This is a genomic window from Aminobacter sp. BA135 (assembly GCF_050859125.1).
Lineage (GTDB): Bacteria > Pseudomonadota > Alphaproteobacteria > Rhizobiales > Rhizobiaceae > Aminobacter > Aminobacter ciceronei.
Map to the genome: position 1 here is coordinate 4,375,763 of NZ_CP139572.1, position 20,256 is coordinate 4,396,018.

Below are 20,256 nucleotides of genomic sequence, written 5' to 3' on the forward strand. Positions count from 1 at the left end.
CACGCATCGGCCGGGCCATAGATAGGCATTCCAGATGTTAGAGATAATGGGACAGAGTGCTGACAGGTTGACGCAGGCAGGGTCAGTGAATGCGCTCCAGCGGCGCGCAGCTGACCCGCTCCATCTGCAGCGTGGTGTGGTGCAGGTCGAACTGCTCCTGCAGCCGCCTTTCCACCGCCTGGCGCACCGCCTCGGCATCGGCGCCCTCCTCCAGCACCGCATGCGCGGTCAGCGACGCCTTGCTCTGGGTGATCGCCCACAGATGCAGATCGTGCACCGAGGCGACGCCGGGCACGGTTGATATCGCCAGCTCAACCTCGGCCAGTTCCATATCAGGCGGCACGCCTTCGAGCAGGATGTTGATGCATTCCTTGAGCAGCACCCAGGTGCGCGGGAAGACCATGAAGCCGATGCCGACGGCAACGACGGAATCGATCCATGACCAGCCGGTCAGCCAGATGACGACAGCACCGGCGATGACGCCGAGCGAGCCCAGCATGTCGGCCCAGACCTCGAGATAGGCGCCCTTGACGTTGAGGCTGTTGTCCTTGTGTCCTGACAGAAGCCGCATCGAGAGGAAATTGACGGCAAGGCCGATGACGGCAACGACAAGCATGCCGAGCGAGGCGATCTCGGTCGGCTGGGACAGCCTGACATAGGCCTCGTAGAGGATGTAGAAGGCGACAGCGAGCAGAAGCAGCGCATTGAAGGCGGCGGCCAGGATCTCGAAGCGGGCATAACCATAGGTGCGCAACAGGTCGGCGGCGCGGCGCCCGACCTTGATGGCGATCAAGGCGATCGCCAGCGCCATGGCGTCGGTCGCCATATGCATGGCATCCGAGATCAGCGCCAGGCTGTTGGTGACGAGGCCGCCGATCACCTCGGCGATCATGAAGCTGCCGGTCAGGCCAAAGGCGATCCACAGCCGTGAAACAGGCGTGTTCTGCATGTCGCCGTGATCATGGTCGCCGCTCATCAAGGCCTCCCCTCGCCGGACAGATAACGACACGCCAGCTCCAGTTGACAAAGCTGTCGTCAAAGTCTGACGGTGTTTCGATCTTCCAACAAGCTGTAACGTTGTTGATCATGCAAGTCGTCGTTCCCACAGAATCTTTCCCGGAGCCGGGGACCGTCGCCAATCCGGCAGCGCTTTATGACGGACACGATGTTGCCGTCTGTTACGAAGCCTCGCTGCGCGCAGGCGGTGGCAATGTCGTCCTCAGGTTTGGTCATGTGATCGATTTTCGTGTCACGCCCGTGAATGTCGACGGCCTCGGCGACTGCCGCTATCCGATCGAACCCTGGGCGTTCAACGAAATTCTCGGCGGCGCGGAGACGTCGCGATGGCCAGCGCTGGCCCCGAGATTCTGGATGATGTCCTTCAATGACGTCACGATCGAAATTCTGTTCGACACCGTGGCCATGATACGTCGCGACAGCGAAGGCGGACCACAGCACAGGACGCTGATCGACGCTCTGGCCGGCTGACAGCTGCCTGCATTGATCTGCAGCGGGCCTTAGACGCCTCGGGATCGATCTGGGGCGCCGGTCTGGCGGTGCGACCGCCCGGCCGCTTCGATAAAGCCGGTTAGGCCAAGGTGGCCGGCAACCCTCCAAAATGAGCACATAAAGCGCTTCGGATGGTAGCATCGTCCATCACCAGTCTTCTAACAGCAGCTTCGTACTGCCCGCGACTTTTGAACTGCAGAGCATTCACAATTGCTGATAAAGCTTGTGTCTCTCGAATTGGATAGCGAGCAACAATCTTGGTCACATCCTTGGACGCTATCAAACCACCTAAGCGTTCTTTTTCTGATTGAAAGTGTGCCTGCGCATCAACTGCGATACTCACGTTCCGCCCTGATTGGATCTTCTTCCAGTCTAACATCCCACGGCTAACTTCATCCTTCACGGCTTGTTCGGACATCCGGGCAGCCAGACGATCCGAATTTGCCTGCACAGCGTTTAGGAGATCGGTCCAGGCTCCCTCCACCATTCGATGAACATTGCCGCCTATTACAGCAGATTGACGCCTAGCGATCGCTTCGACCACATCTGGGTTGTAGTAGAGCGCCTCGACTGAGTAGAGAGAAAGAGCGAATATCCCCTGTGCCTCGAGCTCGGACTTTCGCTCGGCACCAAGCTGGTCCTGGTCCACGATTCCGTAGGCCTGCACCCATGTAATTTCACTAACGTCGCGAACACTGCTAACGGCATGTACAACGTCTCCGCAAGTCGATCGCGGAAATATAGACACTCCAGGGAACAGTATTTCATAAAGAGGTTTGTCCAAGCTGCCTGCCGTTCCCTCGATGAAGAGCATCTTGCGGCGAGATCCAAGGATCGCCTCTTTGGTCGCGTCGTCCACATCCACGCCAGGATCAAGAACATCGAGGTCCCAACTTGTTATGTCCTCGCCTCCTGTTTTAGCGTCGCGTACCAACACAGTTCTCGCATCAGGATAGGAAACTGGCAGATACAGCTCATGTGTAGAAACGACGAATGAGCAATCGGGGCGTTTTGAGAACAGCTGATGAAGCAATGGTATGACAATCGATGTGTGCAGATGCCGCTCCGGCTCGTCTACCAAAATCAAAGAGCCTGGTTTGGCGGTCAGCACATTTCCTGCCATCAAAAGGGCCGCCCTTTCGCCGTCAGATAAGGCTGCGATGCTATAAGGAGTGCCTCCACGTTTGCTGGCTACGATCGAACTATCAGGCTCAATTGTCATGACAATTGGTATTCCCGATGCGGCCAGCATTTCGTTGATAGTGTCAAGGGGAGGTAACTCCTGCGCCAACTGAGTTGCTTCGACGCTTTGTCCTGACCTTAGGGCCGCTCGTATCTGACGCGAGATGTTGTTATCCGCTTCAATGAGGTTCGCAATAATCAACCCACTTCGCATTCCGGGGCTGACTTCTCTCCAACGCGCATAAGGCTGAGAATCCCAGGATTTGGCGCCTAGCTCGTTATTGATTTTATCTTGGGGAGAAAATGGAACCGCGTTGGTTTCCATCCAGGTTTGCCGATGCGCCGCGATACGCACCGCACTCTCAAGATTCAACCGGTACAAGGAGAGCATCAAGCCGGACTTACCTGAGCCATTTGGCCCCACCACAAAGAGCGGTGCGGACGTGGTGATTGGCAGCTTTCGCGATGTTCCGTCGAAAAGCTTAACTGTCGATATGAATTCCGCTTCGCCAGAGTTTGCATTTTCGGTCATCGTGCAAAACTACCTAGGTGCTATTTTTGAGGACAGGATATCAATCCTTGCCACTTTGTTTGTACTAGTGGAATAGTCCTCGATACGGAATATCGCGATCTGTGATGGAATTGAGCTGACCAAGCCACGGCCGATGCTCAATAACGCTGAACACACTTCTCCAGCACTTCTTCTGTTCCCGCTCGTCCATCTTCTCCAGGAACTCCTAGGCTTCTCGGAACACGGCGCAGTAACCCATTGGATTCGGAAACGACCGAGCCAAGGGTGCTACTCGGATCAAGACGCTCCTGAATATTCTGCGGCATCCGCCGCCTACGCCATATGACGGCGCATGGCCTCGGCCGATCTTGGCCCGTTTCCATTGGCCGAGATGGCCTCACGCACCGGGTTTCGGACTTCCGTGGCGGTTTGCGCGCCCTTCTGGTTGTTTCTTCACGGCTGCCAGCCTCGTCATGCGCGTGCTTGCGCACATTCCGACGCCCGCTGCAGCCACACCTAGCTTGCCGGCTGTACATCCTTCTCGAGCAGAAAGTCGATCACCGCGCGCACCGCCGGCAATTGCCCGCGCTTGTGCGGTGTCAGGATCGTCGTGGTCACGCGGCCTGCCGTCCAGTCGGGCAACACCCGCACCAGCCTGCCTTGCGCCACTGAACTGGCCGAGATCAGCTCGGGCAGGCAGACGATGCCGAGGCCGGCTTCGGCCGCCATCAGCAAGGGCACTGACTCATCGGCATGGAAACGCTGCCGCGGCGCCACCTCGACACTGCGCCCTTGCGCATCTCGCAGCCGCCAGCTCTTTGCCGTCATGCCGCTCATCAGCCCGTCATGAGAGGCGAGCGCCTCCGGCGTCTCGGGGTGGCCGCGGTCGGCGAGATAGGAGGGCGCCGCCACAAGCGTTATCGCGTCCTCGCTCATCCGTCTCTGCACGAGGTCGGAATCGGGCAGCGGCGCGAAATGGCTGCGCAGCGCGATGTCGAAGCCGTCCTGCACCAGGTCGACGAAACGGTCGGTGACATGCAGCTGGATCAAAAGCTTGGGATAACGACGCGCCAGCACCGGCAACCGGGGCGCCAGCCGGAACTGCGCGTTGGGCACCGAGGTGGTGATGCGTACGGTGCCGGCCGGCTCGGCCAGCCGCTGCAACACAACCGTCTCCACCGCCTCGGCCTCGATGACGGCGGCACGGGCATGGTCATAACAGTCGCGACCGACGTCGGTCAGCGTGAAGCTGCGCGAGCTGCGATGGATCAGCTGGGCGCCGAGCGACACTTCCAGGGCTGCGACCCGTTTGCTGACAGTCGATTTGGGGCAGCCGAGACGCCGAGCGGCGGCGGCAAAACCGCCATTGTCGACTGCCTGGGCGAAGAAATGGAGATCGTTGAGGTTCAGCATCAAAGTCTACATTTGTGGACATTTGGTTTCAAATTGCCCGACTACAGGATCAAAGTCCACACCGATACATCGGGGTCATCAACAATGGAGACCTCACATGACAACCACCCCGATCTTCACCTCCGGCTTCCCGCTCGGTTCCTCGGCCGGCCTCGTCGCCGCCTTCGAATGGCTCGGCCAGCCCTACCGGCTGACCCGCGTCGACATGCTAGGCGAGATGCGCACCGAGGCCTACAAGCGTTTCAACGGCCGGGTCGAAACACCCGTGCTGATCACAGACGATGGCCGCGTCCTGACCGAGACCATGGCAATCGCCTTGTGGCTCGAAGCACGCGACAGCGAACGCCGCATCAGCTTCGTGCCAGGCACGCCGGAGGCCGACAGGATGCACCAGATGATCGCCTTCCTGAACACCGCCTTCACCGGCGCCTTCGGCCCGCTCTGGGTGGCGCTGGAAGCCGAAGACGCCAGCGAAGCGGAGCGTGAGACGCTGCGCAAGTTTGGCCGCGACTTCGTTGCCACCCGCCACGCCCAGCTCGAGGCGATGATCGGCGACAGCGACTATCTGCTCGGCAACAAGCCGACGTTGGCGGATGCGGTGTTTTCAGGCGTGGCGCGCTGGACCGACTTCCACAAGGCGGTGAACCCGGCCGACTATCCGCGCATCCTGGCGTTGCGCAACCGCATCGAAGCCGACCCGGCCTTCCGCTTCGCGGTGGCGATCGAAGACGGCGACGTCACGGCCAAAGGCAGCGGCGCGATGAAAGGACTGGTGCCGCTCGCTGACGTGCTGCGCGACACGGCTGCCCTCGCCGCCTAAGCGGTCAAAACAAGCGGTCAAGACAAAGGGCTGCGCGCCGTCATGGCGCGCGGCCCTTTTTCGTTCGGGTGGAAAGACAGCGTTCGATATGATCAAGTCCGCCAATGAGCCGATCTCGAACACCAGGCAAAGAGCCACTGTTTCGCAGCGTCAACACGCGCACGCACAATGTCCGCCACGACTTTGGTGGCGACTATCGATCGTCGCGACGACGCAAAACGAGCTCGGGCCAAGAGAACCTAGGCAACGAGAGCCTGGGTGACGAAAGTCTGGCGGGCCGAGGCTCCATGCATCAGGGAAAGCAGCGTGGGCGGGACTACACGCCGTTGTTCCGGTTTCTGCTGTCACGCGTCGGCAAGGACTGGGCGGCGGTGCACAGCGAGGCCGTGTCACGGCTGGATGACGAGGCGCCGATCTTCTGGCTCGTCGCCCGCACCGGGGCGGAGAAGCAACCTTCGGTGCGGATGGGCGAAAACTCCTATTACAGCGGCCTGTATGTCGACGACGACAATCGCCTTGCGAAAGTCGATCCGGCGCTGTCGGTCGAGCAGATGGAACCCTCATGTTCCTGCTGCACCCACACATTCAACGGCCTGCCCTTCACGCGACCATATAGCGGCCGTTAGCCGGGCCGGCAGCAAACTTCAGCGCGCCGCCTGTTGCCAGCCAACGGCCCGCTCTGGGGGTCGGCTGCGGAATGGCTCGACCAGCCTTGCCGACCACCCGCATCGACATGCTGGTCGCGATGCGCGACGTCCAAGCACGGCGCCAGGCAGCGGCGCGATGACGAGAAACGTCGGCGCGGAGCAATCAGCGACTGGGCCGATAGTACCCATTTGAATTCGCAATTTTTTGAAGCCGGTGAACGATGCGAGACTCCTGCTCGGACCTATCCACCAACCAGAGCCAGAGAGGAGTCCATGGCTTACATCAAGAACATCTGGTACGCGGCGGCATGGTCGAGCGAGATAACGCGAGACCTCTTCCCCCGAACCATCGCCAACGAAAAGATCGTCTTCTATCGCACCGAGTCAGGTGAGATCGCGGCCATCGAGGACCGGTGCCCGCATCGTTTTGTGCCCCTGCACCTCGGCAAGCTGAAGGGAGATATTGTCGAATGTGCCTACCATGGCCTGTGTTTCGACGCCTCCGGGGCCTGCACGCTCAATCCCCACGGAGACGGCAAGATCCCGCGGGCGGCACGGGTAAAAGCCTACAAGGTGGTCGAGAAACACAGCATCGCATGGATCTGGCTCGGCGATCCCGAGAGCGCCGACGCAGATCTCATCGCCGATTTCAGTGTGCTGACCGACCCCAGGTTTCGGACCGTCAGCAGCTACCTGCATGTCGCGGCCAACTATCAGCTCATTTCCGACAATCTGCTCGACCTCAGTCACGGCCAGTACATCCACCCGATGTTCGCCAACGCCGAGGGCCCACCACGCTTCGAACCTGAGAAAGACCCGACGGGCCATGAGGTCTGGGCACATTTCTCGCGTCCCAATCAGTACCCCAACAAGTATTTCCAGATGCTTGGCTATCCGAAGGACCAGCGTGGCGACCACCGGAACTACATGCGATGGTCCGCACCGTCGCTGCTTCTTCTCGATGTCGGCATGACAGGTGTCGGTCGCCCCGTGGAAGAAGGCCTGTCGATCCCCACGTCGCACCTGCTCACCCCTGAAACCGACACCACCACCCACTATTTCTGGGCGATGTCGCGCGATTTCAGGCAGGATGATGCAGCCCTCAGCGATGAACTGCTTCGGGTGGGCGTTGCCGTGTTCGATGACGAGGACAAACCCGTCATCGAGGCACAGCAGCGGATGATCGAGACGAGCGAGCTTATGTCGCTCAACCCGGTCCTGCTGCAAACCGACGGGCCTGCCGTGCGCGCGAGACGCGTCATCGAGGCAGGGCTGAAGGCCGAGCTGGCGAACTGAAACGCCTTTTTCCAGACGACGGCGGCACCATGGCATTGTTGCCGGTGCCGCTTGCCGTTTGTGGTCCATGTCCGGGGGATACGTTATGCTGCCACCTGTTTCGGCTTCCCTGGGGCAGACCTTGCGTTTCAGACACCTGGATATGAACCTGCTGGTCGCGCTCGATGCGATCCTGACACATCAGAACATCACCCGCGCCTCGGAACGACTTTGCCTGAGCCAGTCGGCAACCAGCGGCATTCTCTCGCGGCTGCGTGAACATTTCGAAGACGAGCTGGTGGTCAGGACGGGTCGCCAGATGACGCTGACGCCGCTTGCCGAAGAGCTTGTCGTGCCTTTGCGCGCGATATTGTCCGACACCGAGCGCCTGCTGTCGATGAGAAGTGCGTTCGACCCGTCGACGTCAGACCGGCAGTTCACCATTGCATGCTCTGATTATGTCTGGGCGACATTGATCCTCGACATCATTTCCGCCCTCCGCGACAACGCTCCATCCGTGAACATGTTCTACAGCGGACCAAGTACCCGCTTCTTCAAGACCGACATCGACCTGTTGATCGTGCCGGACCGGTTCATGCTCGAAGACTGCCATTTCGAGCCCCTGCCGCCGAATTCCTATGCGTGCATCGTCTGGCAGGACAACAGACATGTCGGAACGTCGATAACACTCGACGCGTTTCTTGAAGCCCGACATGCCCAGGCTTTCAGCGAACGAACGACATTCATCGAATCCTGGTTCATCAAGCAGTTTGGCCGCGCTCCGCAGCCCGGGATTACCGCACCAAGTTTCACATTGCTGCCCGATGCGCTGGTCGGGACGGATTTCATTGCCCTTGTCCCGAGAGATCTTGCGGCGCGCGCATCTTCCTACCTTCCGATCAGAACCGTGAACGTGCCTTTCGAATTGCCTGTGATGACCGACGTGCTGCAGTGGCGCCGTTCGCATGACCGCGACCCCGGCCTGCAATGGCTGCGCGACCAGATCGTCAGGGTTGCGACGGAACGATACGCAGCGCAGCACTGATCTATCGACCGTGTCGATATGTGACCTCCAGAATCCCAATTTCCGCATTCCCCGGGCCAAGCCTACTGTTTTCCTGTCGAGCGAACCCATCGCTGCCGGGAGTACTCAGGTTTGGAACAGTTCTGATGACAATCGAGAAAACGGGGCGTTTTCCTGCCCTGATCCGCAGCAGGACGGTCATCGCCAGAGATATCGTCTGCCTGGAAATTGCACCCGCTACCGGCAACGCGTTTCTACCGTTCACGGCAGGAGCGCATGTCGATGTGGTCGTCGGCGACGGTCTTGTGCGGCAATACTCCATTTCCAATGATCCTGCCGACAGTTCCTGTTACCGCCTCGCCATTCAGAAAGAAGCGCAGTCGCGTGGCGGCTCCAGGGCCATCCATGATTGCTTCAAGGCCGGCGACATCATCCAGATCGGCGTTCCCAGAAACAATTTTCAGCTGGCCGACGACGACACCCGGGTGGTCCTGGTTGCCGGAGGCATAGGGATCACGCCAATCCTGAGCATGGCCTACAGGCTGGCTGCGAAGGGCATCGATTTTTCACTTCATCTTTGCGCGCGCTCGATCGAAAGAGCCGCCTTCCTGGACGAGATCGCCTCGAGCCCGTTCGGTTCGAACCTGCATTTGCATCTCGACGACGCCGGACCTGACCAAAGGTTCAATCCCGAAGACGCGTTCTCATCGGCCACACCGACGACGGCTGTGTATGTTTGCGGACCACGCGGTTTCATGGACTTCGTGACCTCGGCCGCGCAGCGCATGGGGGTTCGACCGGAGCGTATCCACACCGAAAGTTTCGGTGCCGCCGTCGTTCACGGCGAAGACGAATTTGAAGTCGTTGCGGCGCGCAGCGGCAAGGTTCTGCGCGTCAGGCACGACAAATCCATCGCCGAAACGCTCGAGGAGGCCGGCTTGCGCCCGCTCCTGTCCTGCGAGCAGGGAATTTGCGGCACCTGCCTGACGCGGGTGATCAGCGGCGAGGTCGACCACCGCGATACGTTCCAGACCCAGCTGGAAAAGATCAGCGGCAGCCGGATTGCGATCTGTTGCTCGCGCGCTCGATCCAGACAACTGGTTCTCGATATCTGACAAGCTGGAGATTTGCATGAAAACCCGCGCCGCCGTTGCCGTAGGAGCCGGAAAGCCGCTCGAGATCATGGAGGTGGACCTCGAGGGTCCGCGCGAGGGCGAGGTGCTGGTCGAGATCAAGGCGACCGGCATCTGCCACACCGACGAGTTCACGCTGTCGGGCGCCGATCCCGAAGGCATCTTCCCGGCCATTCTTGGCCATGAAGGTGCAGGCGTCGTCGTCGATGTCGGCAAGGGTGTCACCTCGCTCAAGAAGGGCGATCACGTCATTCCGCTCTACACGCCCGAATGCCGCTCCTGCCCGTCCTGCCTCAGCCGCAAGACCAACCTCTGCACCGCGATCCGTGCGACGCAAGGGCAAGGCTTGATGCCTGATGGCTCCAGCCGCTTCTCGATCGGCAAGGACAAGATTTTCCACTACATGGGCTGCTCGACCTTCTCGAACTTCACCGTGCTGCCCGAGATCGCGCTCGCCAAGGTCAACCCCGACGCCCCCTTCGACAAGATCTGCTACATCGGCTGCGGGGTCACCACCGGCATCGGCGCGGTGATCAACACCGCCAAGGTCGAGATCGGCTCGACGGCCATCGTCTTCGGCCTCGGCGGCATCGGCCTCAACGTGCTGCAGGGCCTCAGGCTTGCCGGCGCCGACATGATCATCGGTGTCGACATCAACAATGAGCGCAAGGCCTGGGGCGAGAAGTTCGGCATGACGCATTTCGTCAATCCGAAGGAGGTCGAGGGCGACATCGTTCCTTATCTCGTCAACATGACCAAGCGTGGTGCCGACCAGATCGGCGGCGCCGACTACACCTTCGACTGCACCGGCAACGTCAAGGTGATGCGCCAGGCGCTGGAAGCCAGCCATCGCGGCTGGGGCGAGTCGATCGTCATCGGTGTCGCCGGCGCCGGCCAGGAGATCTCGACGCGGCCGTTCCAGCTGGTCACCGGCCGGAGCTGGAAGGGCACCGCCTTTGGCGGCGCACGCGGCCGCACCGACGTTCCGAAGATCGTCGACTGGTACATGGAGGGCAAGATCCAGATCGACCCGATGATCACCCATACGCTCAAGCTCGAAGACATCAACAAGGGTTTTGACCTGATGCATGCAGGCGAAAGCATCAGAAGCGTGGTCGTCTACTAGAGCAATTCCAGGGAAACTGTGCAGCGGGTTTCCGTCCGGAATTGCTCAAAAACAAAGAGATAGAGAGATTCCGCGTTTCGAGGAAAAGCGGAAACTCTCCAGAGCGTCCCCTGTGCCAGGGGGTGCGCATCGCGAATTGTCATCAACAGGGAGGAACGACATGGCTTCAGTTTCGATACATCCGGCGCTCGACGGCGGGGTCAAACCCGGCAGTGCGACCTTCAGCGGCGGCACGCTGGTCTGCGCCTGCGCCGACAGGCCGGTCAAGGTGGCGATCAAGGGCCAGGTTGCCCACAACCACGCCTGCGGCTGCACCAAATGCTGGAAGCCGGAAGGCGCCAGGTTTTCGGTCGTGGCGGTCACCGCGCATGAGAACGTGACGGTGCTGGAAAATGGCGACAAGCTCGCCGTGGTCGATCCGTCGGCACTGATCCAGCGCCATGCCTGCAAGGCCTGCGGCGTGCACATGTATGGCCCGGTCGAGCGCGACCATGCCTTCAAGGGCCTCGATTTCATCCACCCCGAGCGCTTCCAGGAAGCGGGCTGGGCCGAGCCGGGTTTTGCCGCCTTCGTCTCGTCGATCATCGAGGCGGGTGTCGATCCGTCCGAAATGGACGGCGTGCGCGGCCGGCTGAGAGAACTCGGGCTCGAGCCCTATGACTGCCTGTCGCCCGGCCTGATGGACTATGTCGCCAGTTGGGTGGCCAAGCGGACAGCGACAGCAGCGCGCTAGCCGCACACGTCTTCGAACAAAAAAACGGGAGGAACATCAATGCGCATAGCCAACACAATAGCCATCGCGCTGGTAGCCGTCGCAGCAGCGGTGACGTCGAGCCAGGCCTGGGCGAACGACGCCGTCAAAGTGCGCTTCAGTTGGAAGCTGAAGGGCGAATATGCCTTTTTCTATCTGGGCAGGGACAAGGGGATTTATTCATCCCACAAGGTCGATGTCGAACTGGGAGAAGGCGCCGGCGCCCAGGCAGCACTCGGGTCGCTGGTGCAGGGCAACGAGGACGTTGTCATCGTGCCGGCAATTTTTGCCATATCGGCGATCCAGAAAGGCATGCCGGTCAAGATCGCAGCACTCTATCAGCCGAAAACCCCGTTCGCGTTCATTTCTCATCCTGACCGCCCCGTCACCGAGCCGAAGCAGATGGAGGGCAGATCCCTCGCAGTATCGACCGGAGATACCGCGACGGCCTATCTCGATGTCCTGTGCAAAAAGAACGGCATAGACTGCAGCAAGATCTCGAAGGTTCAGATCGACCCGCAGATCAAGGTGCCGCAGTTCCTCCAGAACAAGATCGACATGATCACGGTCTACACCAATGTCGACCTTCCGCTCATCGAAGAGCGCAGCGGGATCAAGTTCGCGGTTCTGGACCTTCCCAAATATGGATTGTCGGTGCCGGGTCTGGCGGCCGTGGTCAGCGACGACGGCCTGGCCAAAAACCAGGACAGCTTGACGCGGTTCTTCTCCGCCACGAGCGAGGCCATCGACCTCATGCGCAAAGACCCAGCGTCTGCGGCCAGCGCGTTGCGATCGGCGTGGAGTGCTGCTCCATCCGAAGAGCTGATCCGACAATCGGTCGTTGCCACATCGCTCAGTCTTCAGGCGCCCGAAGGCCATATCAACGGCTGGATCGAAGAGAAGGTGATATCGGATGCCCAGGACCTGGTGATGTCGACCGAGGAAGGCGCAACCCGGAAAGAGCCTTCGCAGTACTATACGAACGCGTTGCTGCAAGACCGCTGAAGAGCCCTGCCCCCGCCGGTGAAAGCCGGCGGGGCATTTGTCTCGGCAAGTGTGTCGGGGCGTCGGACATGACCACGGCGCCGGCCGAAATCGGCAACCAAACGTTCCGTTCGCAAACCGGCCTGTCCGCTTTGCGCCCTGTAGCTGCCATTGAGGCACCGCTGCCGTTTGCCAAAAACGGACATCGCCAGCGGTCCTCCAGGTGCTTGTGGTGGTAGGACCCCGTCCCATCCGCTCGGTGTGCCTGTCGCGGCTTCAGGATTCGAGCCACACTTTTTCGAGCTGAATCTGGAGAAGCGGATGAGCGTGATGGTCTTTGACCTTTGGGACGAAGTGGGCAAACACCTTGCGCCAGTAGGGTTGGATGATGACGCCTGACCCTTGGAGGATTTTTTCGATGTCCTCCATGGCGCTGCGGCGTTTCTCGACATCGGCGATCGAGAGCGCCTCGTTGAGCTTCGTATCGAACTCGTCGCTGGCAAATCCGGTTTCGTTCCAGGCTTCGCCGCTCCGATAAGCGAGCGCCAGAATCTGGACACCCAGCGGACGCATCGTCCATCCGGTCAAGGAGAATGGATATTTCGTCCAGTCGTTCCAGAACGTGGAGCTAGGCAGCACGGTACGTTTGACCTTGAAGCCCGCTTCCCGCAGCTGACCCGCGATCGCGTCGGCAGTCCCTCGGTGCCAGTCGTCGTCGCTGCTGATCAGGTCATGTTCAAAATCCATCATGCCGGCTTCCTTCATAAGGGCCGCCGCCTTTTCGCGATTCCGCTCGAGCTTCGGCAAGGGGAAGTACTCGGGATGGATTGGGCAGACATGGTGGTTTTCAGCGACATTTCCGCGGCCGCTGTAGCCAAGTTCGAGGACCGCAGCGTTGTCGACGGCAAGTTGCATGGCGTTGCGCACGCGCTGATCGCCGTACGGTTTGTTTGTCACATTGAACCTGGCAACGGCGGTTGCCGCAGTCTGCGCTTCGCTGCGTGCGAGGCCCATCGAATCCAGCACCTGAATCTGATCGCCGGTGGTTTCGAAATTGGCGTCGACCTCGCCTGCCTCGAATGCACTGGCGAGTGCATTGGGATCGGTGCCATAGTCGATGAACTCGACGCCATCGAGGTAGGTTTCGCCGCCCCACCAGCCGTCCCGGCGTTTGTAGACCGCGCGCACGGATGTATCAAAGGAAACAAGCTCAAACGGCCCGGTCCCGATAGGATGTTGTACCAGATCGGAACCTGTTTCCTCGTAACTCCGGTGAACGATGAGTGCGGGGAAATCGGCGAAATTTGCAATCAACGAGATGTCCGATTTCGACAATGACAGCTTGACCGTATGATCGTCGAGCTTCGCGATGGCGCCGCCACGCGCCTTGCCGGTTGCGGGGTCGACCAGTGCGGCCATGCGGCCTGCCATGGAATTGCCCGGCGTTTTCTTATCGCACCAGCGGTTGATGTTGAATATCGCATCGATAGCCGTGAAATCATCTCCGTTGTTCCATTTCACGCCCTTGCGCAGATGCAGAACGTATTCGGTTGCATCTTCGTTGACGTCCCAGCTTTCGAGAAGCATGGGCTCGAACGTGTAGTTGGCGGTATATTTGACAAAGGGCTCGAGAAATTGCCGGCCGAGATTGCCCATCTCGCCCCAGTCGAACGTACGCGGGTCCTTCAGTTCCTTGACGGGCATCGCAACCCTGAGCACGCCGCCTTTTTGCGGTGCAGCCGCCATCGCGGGGACGGGCATCGCGACGCCCGCAAGTGCATAGGCGGTCGCAGCGCTCAGCCCCATCGTGCTTGCGATGGTCAGAAACTCACGCCGGTCCATTCGGCCGGCCTTGGCCATTCGCGCCATCTGCATGACCGCCGCAGGTATCGGCTTCTCATCGTGATTGCGGTTGCTCATTAACATGCTCCTCCCGAGGAATGTCGGCACCAGGAAATCGTGGTGGCTGGTGACTGTGGTGGCTATTGATTTGGCCGCTTGAACCGAAGGCTGCGGCTTGCTTTAGAACGATGCCTTGACGTTTCCGTATGGACCAAAATCCGCCTCGATATGGTCGCCGTCGGCTACGGCTATCGCTCTTGCGAAGGCTCCGGACATGACGATGTCGCCTTTGCGAAGGCGCTCTCCGGCCTCGACAAGCGCGTTTGCCAGCCAGGCGACACAGGCGGCCGGATGGCCCATTCCGATTGCTGAGACACCTGCTTCTTCCACGATGCCGTTGCGCGACAGGGTGGCGCCGACCCAACTGATATCGACGTTCTCTGGCCGGAAGCGCCGTTCAGAAAGCACGACGGCGGCGAAGGCCGAATTGTCGGCAACCGTGTCAGCGACAATTCGCGGCGGAGCCATTCGATGGTCGACAACCTCCAGCGCCGGGACGACGTGTTCGGTAGCCTGCAACGCCTCATCGATCGTTGCGCCTGGCCGATCGAGGTCGCGCCCCATGATGAAGGCAAGTTCCATTTCGATGTGCGGCTTCACGAAGCGCGCGGCTGGAATCCTTGCGCCGCTGTCAAAGACGGAATTGCCGAGGATCCTTCCTCGGATCGGATCGGTCAGACCGCACGCGATCTGGGTTGAGCGCCAAGTCAAACCGATTTTGTGTCCAGCGAAACGGAGCCCCTGCTTCAGGCGCATGTCGTTCAGCAGCTTCTGGATGCCATATGCTTCATCGAGTGTGAGATCTGGACGTTCACCGCTGAGCGGCGGCATGCTTTTGGCATTGCGTTCAGCACTCAGGATTGCTTCTGCGACCTTGTGCATATCGAGGCGTTGCGAGGGTACGGGTGTTTCAAGCATCGAAATGTCCAGTTACTTCAACAACGACCTTGCCGAGGGCCTGACCACTTTCCAGACGGCGAAAGGCATCGGGCAGCCTGTCCAGAGGAAAGCGTTCGGGATCGATCAGGGGACGAACCTTCCCGTCTTCGACCAGGGTCGCCAGTTGGCGGAGGATCCGGCCATGCTCCTCCCTGCCGATGCCTGAAAGCATGGGGATCAGCATGAACACGACGTGCAGGGACAGAGCCTTGGCATGCATCGGCGACAGGTCGTGGGTGCTTCGCGCGGCGGTCGCGACAACGCGGCCGAGCGGTGCAGCGGCCCGCAACGAATGGTCAAGGCTGCTGCCGCCGACCGTATCGACGACGACATCGAATCCTTGCCCCGCAGTCAGCCTCTGGACATAGTCCTCTACAGATTCACATGGATAGAGGATGGTGTCGTCTGCGCCGAGTTCGCGGGCGAGCGCTGCCTTTTCAGTTGAAGAGACGGTCGCTGCAACACGTGCACCACGTGCTTTTGCCAACTGGATGGCGATATGGCCCACACCGCCGCAGCCGCCGTGCACCAGAATATGGTCGGCAGCGCAAACGTCGGCACGCGCCATACAGTTCCACGCGGTAATCGACACCAAGGGCAGCGCTGCTGCTTCGCCCATGGAAAGGGTTTTTGGCTTCGGCGCAAGCAGGCGAGCATCAGCGGCGACATACTCAGCGAACGTTCCACCGAGGCCTTTCACGCCGCCGGCACAGCCATAGACCTGATCGCCGGGCATCAGTTCGGTCACACCTTCGCCTATGGCTTCCACGGTGCCAGCAAGGTCGGCGCCCAGCACCGCCGGCAGAGCAGGTCCGATGGGAAGACCGTTCCGGATACGGACGTCGACCGGGTTCACGGACGCTGCCTGCACGCGCACCAGCACCTCTCCTGGGGCGGGCCGAGGTGCCTCAAGCTTGCCAAGGCTGAAGTTCTCAGGGCCTCCGTACGCCCTCAAGACCATTGCACGCATCCACAACTCCCAACACGGTTTCGTCTTCTTGGGAGTTTGCCGTCAGCGCCGCATGAGAGGAAACGCATAAATCTAATGCTATCGATCTGGAACGCTTCTAGTTTATGGTGACGCTTGGACGACAGACAGGGGCCGCAATGAGATATCCCGATCTGGAGATCGATCTTCTCCGGGCATTCACGACGGTCGCCGAAACAGGCAGCTTTACTGCTGCAGCTGATGTCGTCGGGCGTTCGCAGTCCGCCGTCAGCCAAAAGATCATCCGACTGGAGGATCTGCTGGGACGTCCGCTTTTCAGGAGGACCAGCCGTTCCCTTATCCTCACGGGCGAAGGGGAACGCCTTCTCTCAGCGGCAAGGCGTATGCTCGAGTTCAACGATCTGGCAGTTCGTACGCTCGTCGATTCCGCTGAGGTCGAACGGCTGCGTATCGGCATTTCGGAAGATTTCGTACCGCACCATCTGCCCGCCTTGTTGTCGAAATTTGCCAGCCTGTGTCCAGCAGTTAGGCTCGAACTGATGACTGGCCTCAGTTGCAACCTCCTGGCGGCCTATGACGAGGATCGGCTGGATATCGTCATCGCCAAAAAGGATGGGCGTGCGCAGCGAGGCAGGGTCATCTGGCGTGAGCCGTTGATGTGGATCTCGTCCAAGCTATATGATCGCGATCCAGGCGAACCGGTACCGCTGGTTCTCTTGCCGGCCCCGTGCACCTACCGCGGCTTGGCCATCAAGGCGCTCGATTCGGTTCGCCGCGATTGGTTTGTGGCCTGCACGACCAACAGCCTGGCAGGCGCGCGCGCAGCCGTCGCCGGCGGTTTCGGAGTGACCGTGCTGGGGCGATCATTCGTTCAGGACGGAATGCAGGTTATCCGCCCTTCGGATCAGTGGCCTGTACTTCCGATGACCGAGATCGTGGTCATTGGTGAGGAAAAGAGCGAAGCGCGCATTGTCCAGCCTCTCCTCTCTTTCCTGACCGACAATCTTGCCCACTGACGCTATTTCCAACCGAGGCTGACTGAAATCCGCGAACGGCAGCTTCGCGCCCTTGAAGCCGGGCGTTCAAACAAATATTGCCTTCGCCTGGAAGCCGACGTACCGCGACCGCCAGCGCTCGGAACCGCGTGCCTCCGATCGTCCAGCCGACCTTATCTACCCCGTCTGTGGCCGCTTCATCATGGCTGCCGAAGACCAGGCAGGAATTCTGGCTGCCGAAGCCAGAAGGCAACGTCGCGCGGGATCAAGCCAACGAGGCAGCCCTTCGGGATCTTGGTTGGGACTTGCTGGTCATCTGGGAATGCGAGACCGCGCGGAACCGGCAAGCAGAACTTGACCAACGCCTACAGGCTTTCCTGCTTGGGCACAGCGGCTCGTACATTCGATCCTCCCGCGCAGCCGCGTCATCTGTGAGGCCGAAGGGCTCGATCCGGCTCAGTTCGGAGAGTTGATGGCGGGCTCGGCCCCCCTCTTCGCAGACGACATGCGTCGCATGGCCCGGGTGATCGCCACAAACAGCTTCAGCGCGCCTGAAAGCACGATCGCTTCCGTGCGGGCAGATATCGCGCGTCTCGTCGACGTCTCCGACGATCTGGGGATCGGCGCCGATTTACCAAACTTCGCGGCCTCGGTTTTCCAGCGCGCGGTGGACGCGGGTTATGGCGCCGAAGAACATTGCGCGATCACGAAGGTGTTGCGCAGCCCCTCGTTCAAGGTAGCTCTGTCTAGGCACGCCACAGCTGGAGGCTTGTTGGCCAGCCTGCATCGCTCTGCTTGCAATATGCAATCGGAAAGCGTAAACCCAATCCAGTTGCAAAGTGCAACTGGATCGGCGAGCCGGTTTGGACCGTCGCTCTGTCGATAAACCTGGCAACGCAAATGCCCTGCGTCGCTCCGACATGACCGTCTTGCGCGACGTGATGTTTGGGGACCGACGTCCTCTCAGCGGCGTGCGTAAAAGGCAGGCCGGCTTTGCCGGAGGCCTTCATGGCTGAGTTGGGCAACGAGATTTCGGCCCCGATCGCGGCCCGTCAGTGTCGGCACGGTTGCAGGCGGCCGATGAAGGCGACAAGAGACCGCGCGACATCACCCAGGACCTGAAAGGAGGCTGCAGAATGCCTAAATTCCTCACCATCGGATATGGCGACCAGGCCGGTTATGACAGGACATCCCAACCCGTCCGCGACGCCGCCCACGCGCAGGATGCAATGCTGCGCGCGGAGGGCGCATTGATCGGAACGGCCGGCAAACCCGTGCAGGTGCGCAATCCCGAAGCGGCGGGTCCGGAGACGCGGGATGGCCCATTCATGTCGTCGGCCTTGCCGGTTGCCGGATTCGCCATCATCGAGGCTGCGGATATGGCGGAAGCGGTAAAGAAGATATCAGGCGTTCCCTGTGCCGTTGCGCATGGCGTCGTCGAAGTGTGGCCGTTGGAGTAGGCAAACCGGCTCCAAGAGCCGACGCAGAGGACATGCGCGCCCGCCTCGGCCGCCGCCGCAGCTATCTGGCGCTGCCGGGATATTGGAGCTGACCGGTGCGGGGTGGAAAGCGGCCCAACCGCTTCCAGCCTGATGAAGCGGCCATTCGGCATCGCAAAGGCCGGTCGCGCAGGACCGACTTTTGCACCTGGCCCTTGCGACGGAAATTCCACGGAAAATCCAGCGCGACTGGTGTGCCCGCAAAACCCAGGAAGTGTGCGACAGCTTCGTGCCTGTTTTCGATGCGATCTGTCAGCGCACTGTCAGAAGGTACTGTAAGCCCTGCGTGAAGCCACGCGGCGCGACGGTAAGGTGATCCTCGTCGTCCAAGACCGCCGACTTCAATTGCAGGTTCGGATACTTTCGGCTCTGCAACGCTGCTTCCAAAGCCCGGTTGTCGGCGACCATATCTACCGTCTGGTTGTAGCGCCGGTCGCCTTTGCGCTGCGCCTCATAGGCGCCGACATAAAGATAGACCTTCGCCGGCAGGTCCTTGTTCTGCGTGGCGTAAGCCGTTTCGAGCTTCAAGGTGTGGCGCTTGTCGTACCAGAGAGAGGGGCTACCGAGGATATAGCCGCTAAACAGGCCAGGTTCGGTGAACAGTATCTGTGCGCCAAGCAAAGCACCGTAGGAGTGGCCAAGGAAGAGCGATCTGGCGGGATCGGTCCGATAGCGGGCGGCGACAAATGGTTTCACCTGATCACCCAGATATCGCTGATAGGCCCGTCCCTGCCCATGGATCGCACCAGCTGGTGCGCTCCTTGGACCGTTCGACGTAGGGGTGTAGTCGCGCTGACGGCTGACCTTGCCATCCTCACCTTTTCCATAAGACAAACCGACAAGAATGAATTCCTCGATCCGGGGCCCTTCGACGTTCAGGCGGCGGCCGATCTGCCGGATGATCGGGAAAGCGTAGTCAGCATCGGTGACGTAAAGCACGGGGTAGCGCCGCTGTGGTTCCTTCGCATAGGACGGCGGCAAGGCGACGAAGACCTGGTAGGTGCGACCGGAAACCGGATCGGGCACATCCCAGACTTCGCTATCGATGATCTCGTATGCGCGCCCCTCTCCCAACTGAGCTTTTGGAGTCGACTGGGCGTATGTGAGCGTCGGACCACCAGGGACGCTGAAGCCGGCGATGACAGCTATCAGCAGGGCATTCAGAAAACAGCGTCGCATGTGAAGTCTCCGCGCGTAGGGATTTCCATGGTGTCGACCACTAATGGCGTAGACGCGCGGCATTAAGACTAAAATTTTATCGAATGGATTCGTACTTAACCAAAGGTGAGGGCTGAGATTGGTGGTTTCGGCTTTCAGCCGGCCAAGCTGTAAGCTGTTCGTAATCTGTCGCAAAATTCCCGAAACTTGCGACGGATATGATTCAAGATGACAGGGACCTGCATGGTCTCCTGTGGTCGTCTTCGTCTCCTGTCATCGAACGGACGCAATCGGTCGGCTGCAGAATGGCCGCTTTCATGACGCGTCGGTCGGTTACCGATGTCTCGACGGGTAAACTGCAAAGCGTCAGCGAAAGATGACGCGTTCTGCCAGACGCTTTCTCCATGTCGGTCAAGCAGCGGCATGAGCCGGTGTATCT

Annotated in this window: 19 protein-coding genes; 12 read left to right on the plus strand and 7 right to left on the minus strand. The window is 60.2% G+C overall.

Translation table 11 applies throughout. The annotated features are described in order from the left end of the window. Positions 1-82 precede the first annotated feature (82 nt). On the minus strand, positions 83-976 hold the full coding sequence (locus SLT36_RS21355; protein ID WP_432284317.1) for a cation diffusion facilitator family transporter: 894 nt from the start codon (positions 974-976) through the stop codon (positions 83-85). Between the two features lie 44 nt (positions 977-1,020). Between SLT36_RS21355 and SLT36_RS21360 the strand changes: the two genes are divergently transcribed. Continuing rightward, positions 1,021-1,488, plus strand: coding sequence for a hypothetical protein (locus SLT36_RS21360; RefSeq protein WP_432284318.1), 468 nt, complete (start codon positions 1,021-1,023; stop codon positions 1,486-1,488). A gap of 100 nt (positions 1,489-1,588) precedes the next feature. On the opposite strand, the gene SLT36_RS21365 is transcribed toward SLT36_RS21360, so the two are convergent. Both SLT36_RS21365 and SLT36_RS21370 read right to left on the minus strand, forming a co-directional pair. Further along, complete coding sequence (locus SLT36_RS21365; RefSeq protein WP_432284319.1) at positions 1,589-3,223, minus strand: AAA family ATPase; 1,635 nt, start codon at positions 3,221-3,223, stop codon at positions 1,589-1,591. 495 nt (positions 3,224-3,718) lie between these two features. Beyond that, positions 3,719-4,615 (minus strand): LysR substrate-binding domain-containing protein, encoded by an 897-nt coding sequence (locus SLT36_RS21370; RefSeq protein ID WP_432284320.1) that lies wholly within the window; start codon positions 4,613-4,615, stop codon positions 3,719-3,721. A gap of 97 nt (positions 4,616-4,712) precedes the next feature. Between SLT36_RS21370 and SLT36_RS21375 the strand changes: the two genes are divergently transcribed. The 8 genes from SLT36_RS21375 (at position 4,713) to SLT36_RS21410 (ending at position 12,396) form a co-directional block, all read left to right on the plus strand. Then, positions 4,713-5,435 (plus strand): glutathione S-transferase family protein, encoded by a 723-nt coding sequence (locus SLT36_RS21375; RefSeq protein ID WP_432284322.1) that lies wholly within the window; start codon positions 4,713-4,715, stop codon positions 5,433-5,435. A 287-nt stretch (positions 5,436-5,722) separates the two neighbouring features. Further along, positions 5,723-6,061 (plus strand): hypothetical protein, encoded by a 339-nt coding sequence (locus SLT36_RS21380; protein ID WP_432284323.1) that lies wholly within the window; start codon positions 5,723-5,725, stop codon positions 6,059-6,061. Between the two features lie 210 nt (positions 6,062-6,271). After that, positions 6,272-7,378 (plus strand): Rieske 2Fe-2S domain-containing protein, encoded by a 1,107-nt coding sequence (locus SLT36_RS21385; protein WP_432284324.1) that lies wholly within the window; start codon positions 6,272-6,274, stop codon positions 7,376-7,378. 67 nt (positions 7,379-7,445) lie between these two features. Then, positions 7,446-8,402, plus strand: a complete 957-nt coding sequence (locus tag SLT36_RS21390) for a LysR family transcriptional regulator (RefSeq protein WP_432288428.1) — start codon at positions 7,446-7,448, stop codon at positions 8,400-8,402. 125 nt (positions 8,403-8,527) lie between these two features. Further along, entirely contained in the window at positions 8,528-9,496 is a 969-nt protein-coding gene (locus SLT36_RS21395; RefSeq protein WP_432284325.1) for a PDR/VanB family oxidoreductase, read from the plus strand. A gap of 16 nt (positions 9,497-9,512) precedes the next feature. Continuing rightward, positions 9,513-10,640 (plus strand): S-(hydroxymethyl)glutathione dehydrogenase/class III alcohol dehydrogenase, encoded by a 1,128-nt coding sequence (locus SLT36_RS21400; protein ID WP_432284326.1) that lies wholly within the window; start codon positions 9,513-9,515, stop codon positions 10,638-10,640. Between the two features lie 160 nt (positions 10,641-10,800). Further along, positions 10,801-11,373, plus strand: a complete 573-nt coding sequence (gene gfa / locus SLT36_RS21405; RefSeq protein WP_432284327.1) for an S-(hydroxymethyl)glutathione synthase — start codon at positions 10,801-10,803, stop codon at positions 11,371-11,373. Between the two features lie 39 nt (positions 11,374-11,412). Further along, positions 11,413-12,396 (plus strand): ABC transporter substrate-binding protein, encoded by a 984-nt coding sequence (locus SLT36_RS21410; protein ID WP_432284328.1) that lies wholly within the window; start codon positions 11,413-11,415, stop codon positions 12,394-12,396. A 255-nt stretch (positions 12,397-12,651) separates the two neighbouring features. Here the strand turns inward: SLT36_RS21410 and SLT36_RS21415 are convergent, their stop codons facing one another. From SLT36_RS21415 to SLT36_RS21425, 3 genes are all read right to left on the minus strand, one after another. Next, positions 12,652-14,295 (minus strand): ABC transporter substrate-binding protein, encoded by a 1,644-nt coding sequence (locus SLT36_RS21415; protein ID WP_432284329.1) that lies wholly within the window; start codon positions 14,293-14,295, stop codon positions 12,652-12,654. Between the two features lie 102 nt (positions 14,296-14,397). Then, the gene (locus SLT36_RS21420) at positions 14,398-15,195 is read right to left on the minus strand and encodes a 2-keto-4-pentenoate hydratase (RefSeq protein ID WP_432284330.1); all 798 of its coding nucleotides are present in this window, start codon (positions 15,193-15,195) and stop codon (positions 14,398-14,400) included. After that, positions 15,188-16,072, minus strand: coding sequence for a zinc-binding dehydrogenase (locus SLT36_RS21425; protein WP_432284331.1), 885 nt, complete (start codon positions 16,070-16,072; stop codon positions 15,188-15,190). Before SLT36_RS21425 ends, SLT36_RS21420 begins: the two co-directional genes overlap by 8 nt. 251 nt (positions 16,073-16,323) lie before the next feature. Here SLT36_RS21425 and SLT36_RS21430 point away from each other — a divergent pair, with 251 nt between their 5' ends. The 3 genes from SLT36_RS21430 to SLT36_RS21440 all read left to right on the plus strand — a co-directional run bounded on the left by SLT36_RS21430 (position 16,324) and on the right by SLT36_RS21440 (position 18,620). After that, positions 16,324-17,181 carry a LysR substrate-binding domain-containing protein gene (locus tag SLT36_RS21430; RefSeq protein ID WP_432284332.1) on the plus strand — a complete coding sequence of 286 codons (858 nt, stop codon included), beginning with the start codon at positions 16,324-16,326 and terminating at the stop codon, positions 17,179-17,181. 451 nt (positions 17,182-17,632) lie between these two features. Then, positions 17,633-18,046, plus strand: a complete 414-nt coding sequence (locus SLT36_RS21435) for a hypothetical protein (protein WP_432284333.1) — start codon at positions 17,633-17,635, stop codon at positions 18,044-18,046. 250 nt (positions 18,047-18,296) lie between these two features. Then, a complete protein-coding gene (locus tag SLT36_RS21440) occupies positions 18,297-18,620 on the plus strand; it encodes a YciI family protein (RefSeq protein WP_432284334.1) in 324 nt (107 codons plus the stop codon). 291 nt (positions 18,621-18,911) lie between these two features. Here SLT36_RS21440 and SLT36_RS21445 read toward each other — a convergent pair whose 3' ends face one another. Then, on the minus strand, positions 18,912-19,838 hold the full coding sequence (locus SLT36_RS21445; protein WP_432284335.1) for an alpha/beta hydrolase: 927 nt from the start codon (positions 19,836-19,838) through the stop codon (positions 18,912-18,914). Positions 19,839-20,256 lie beyond the last annotated feature (418 nt).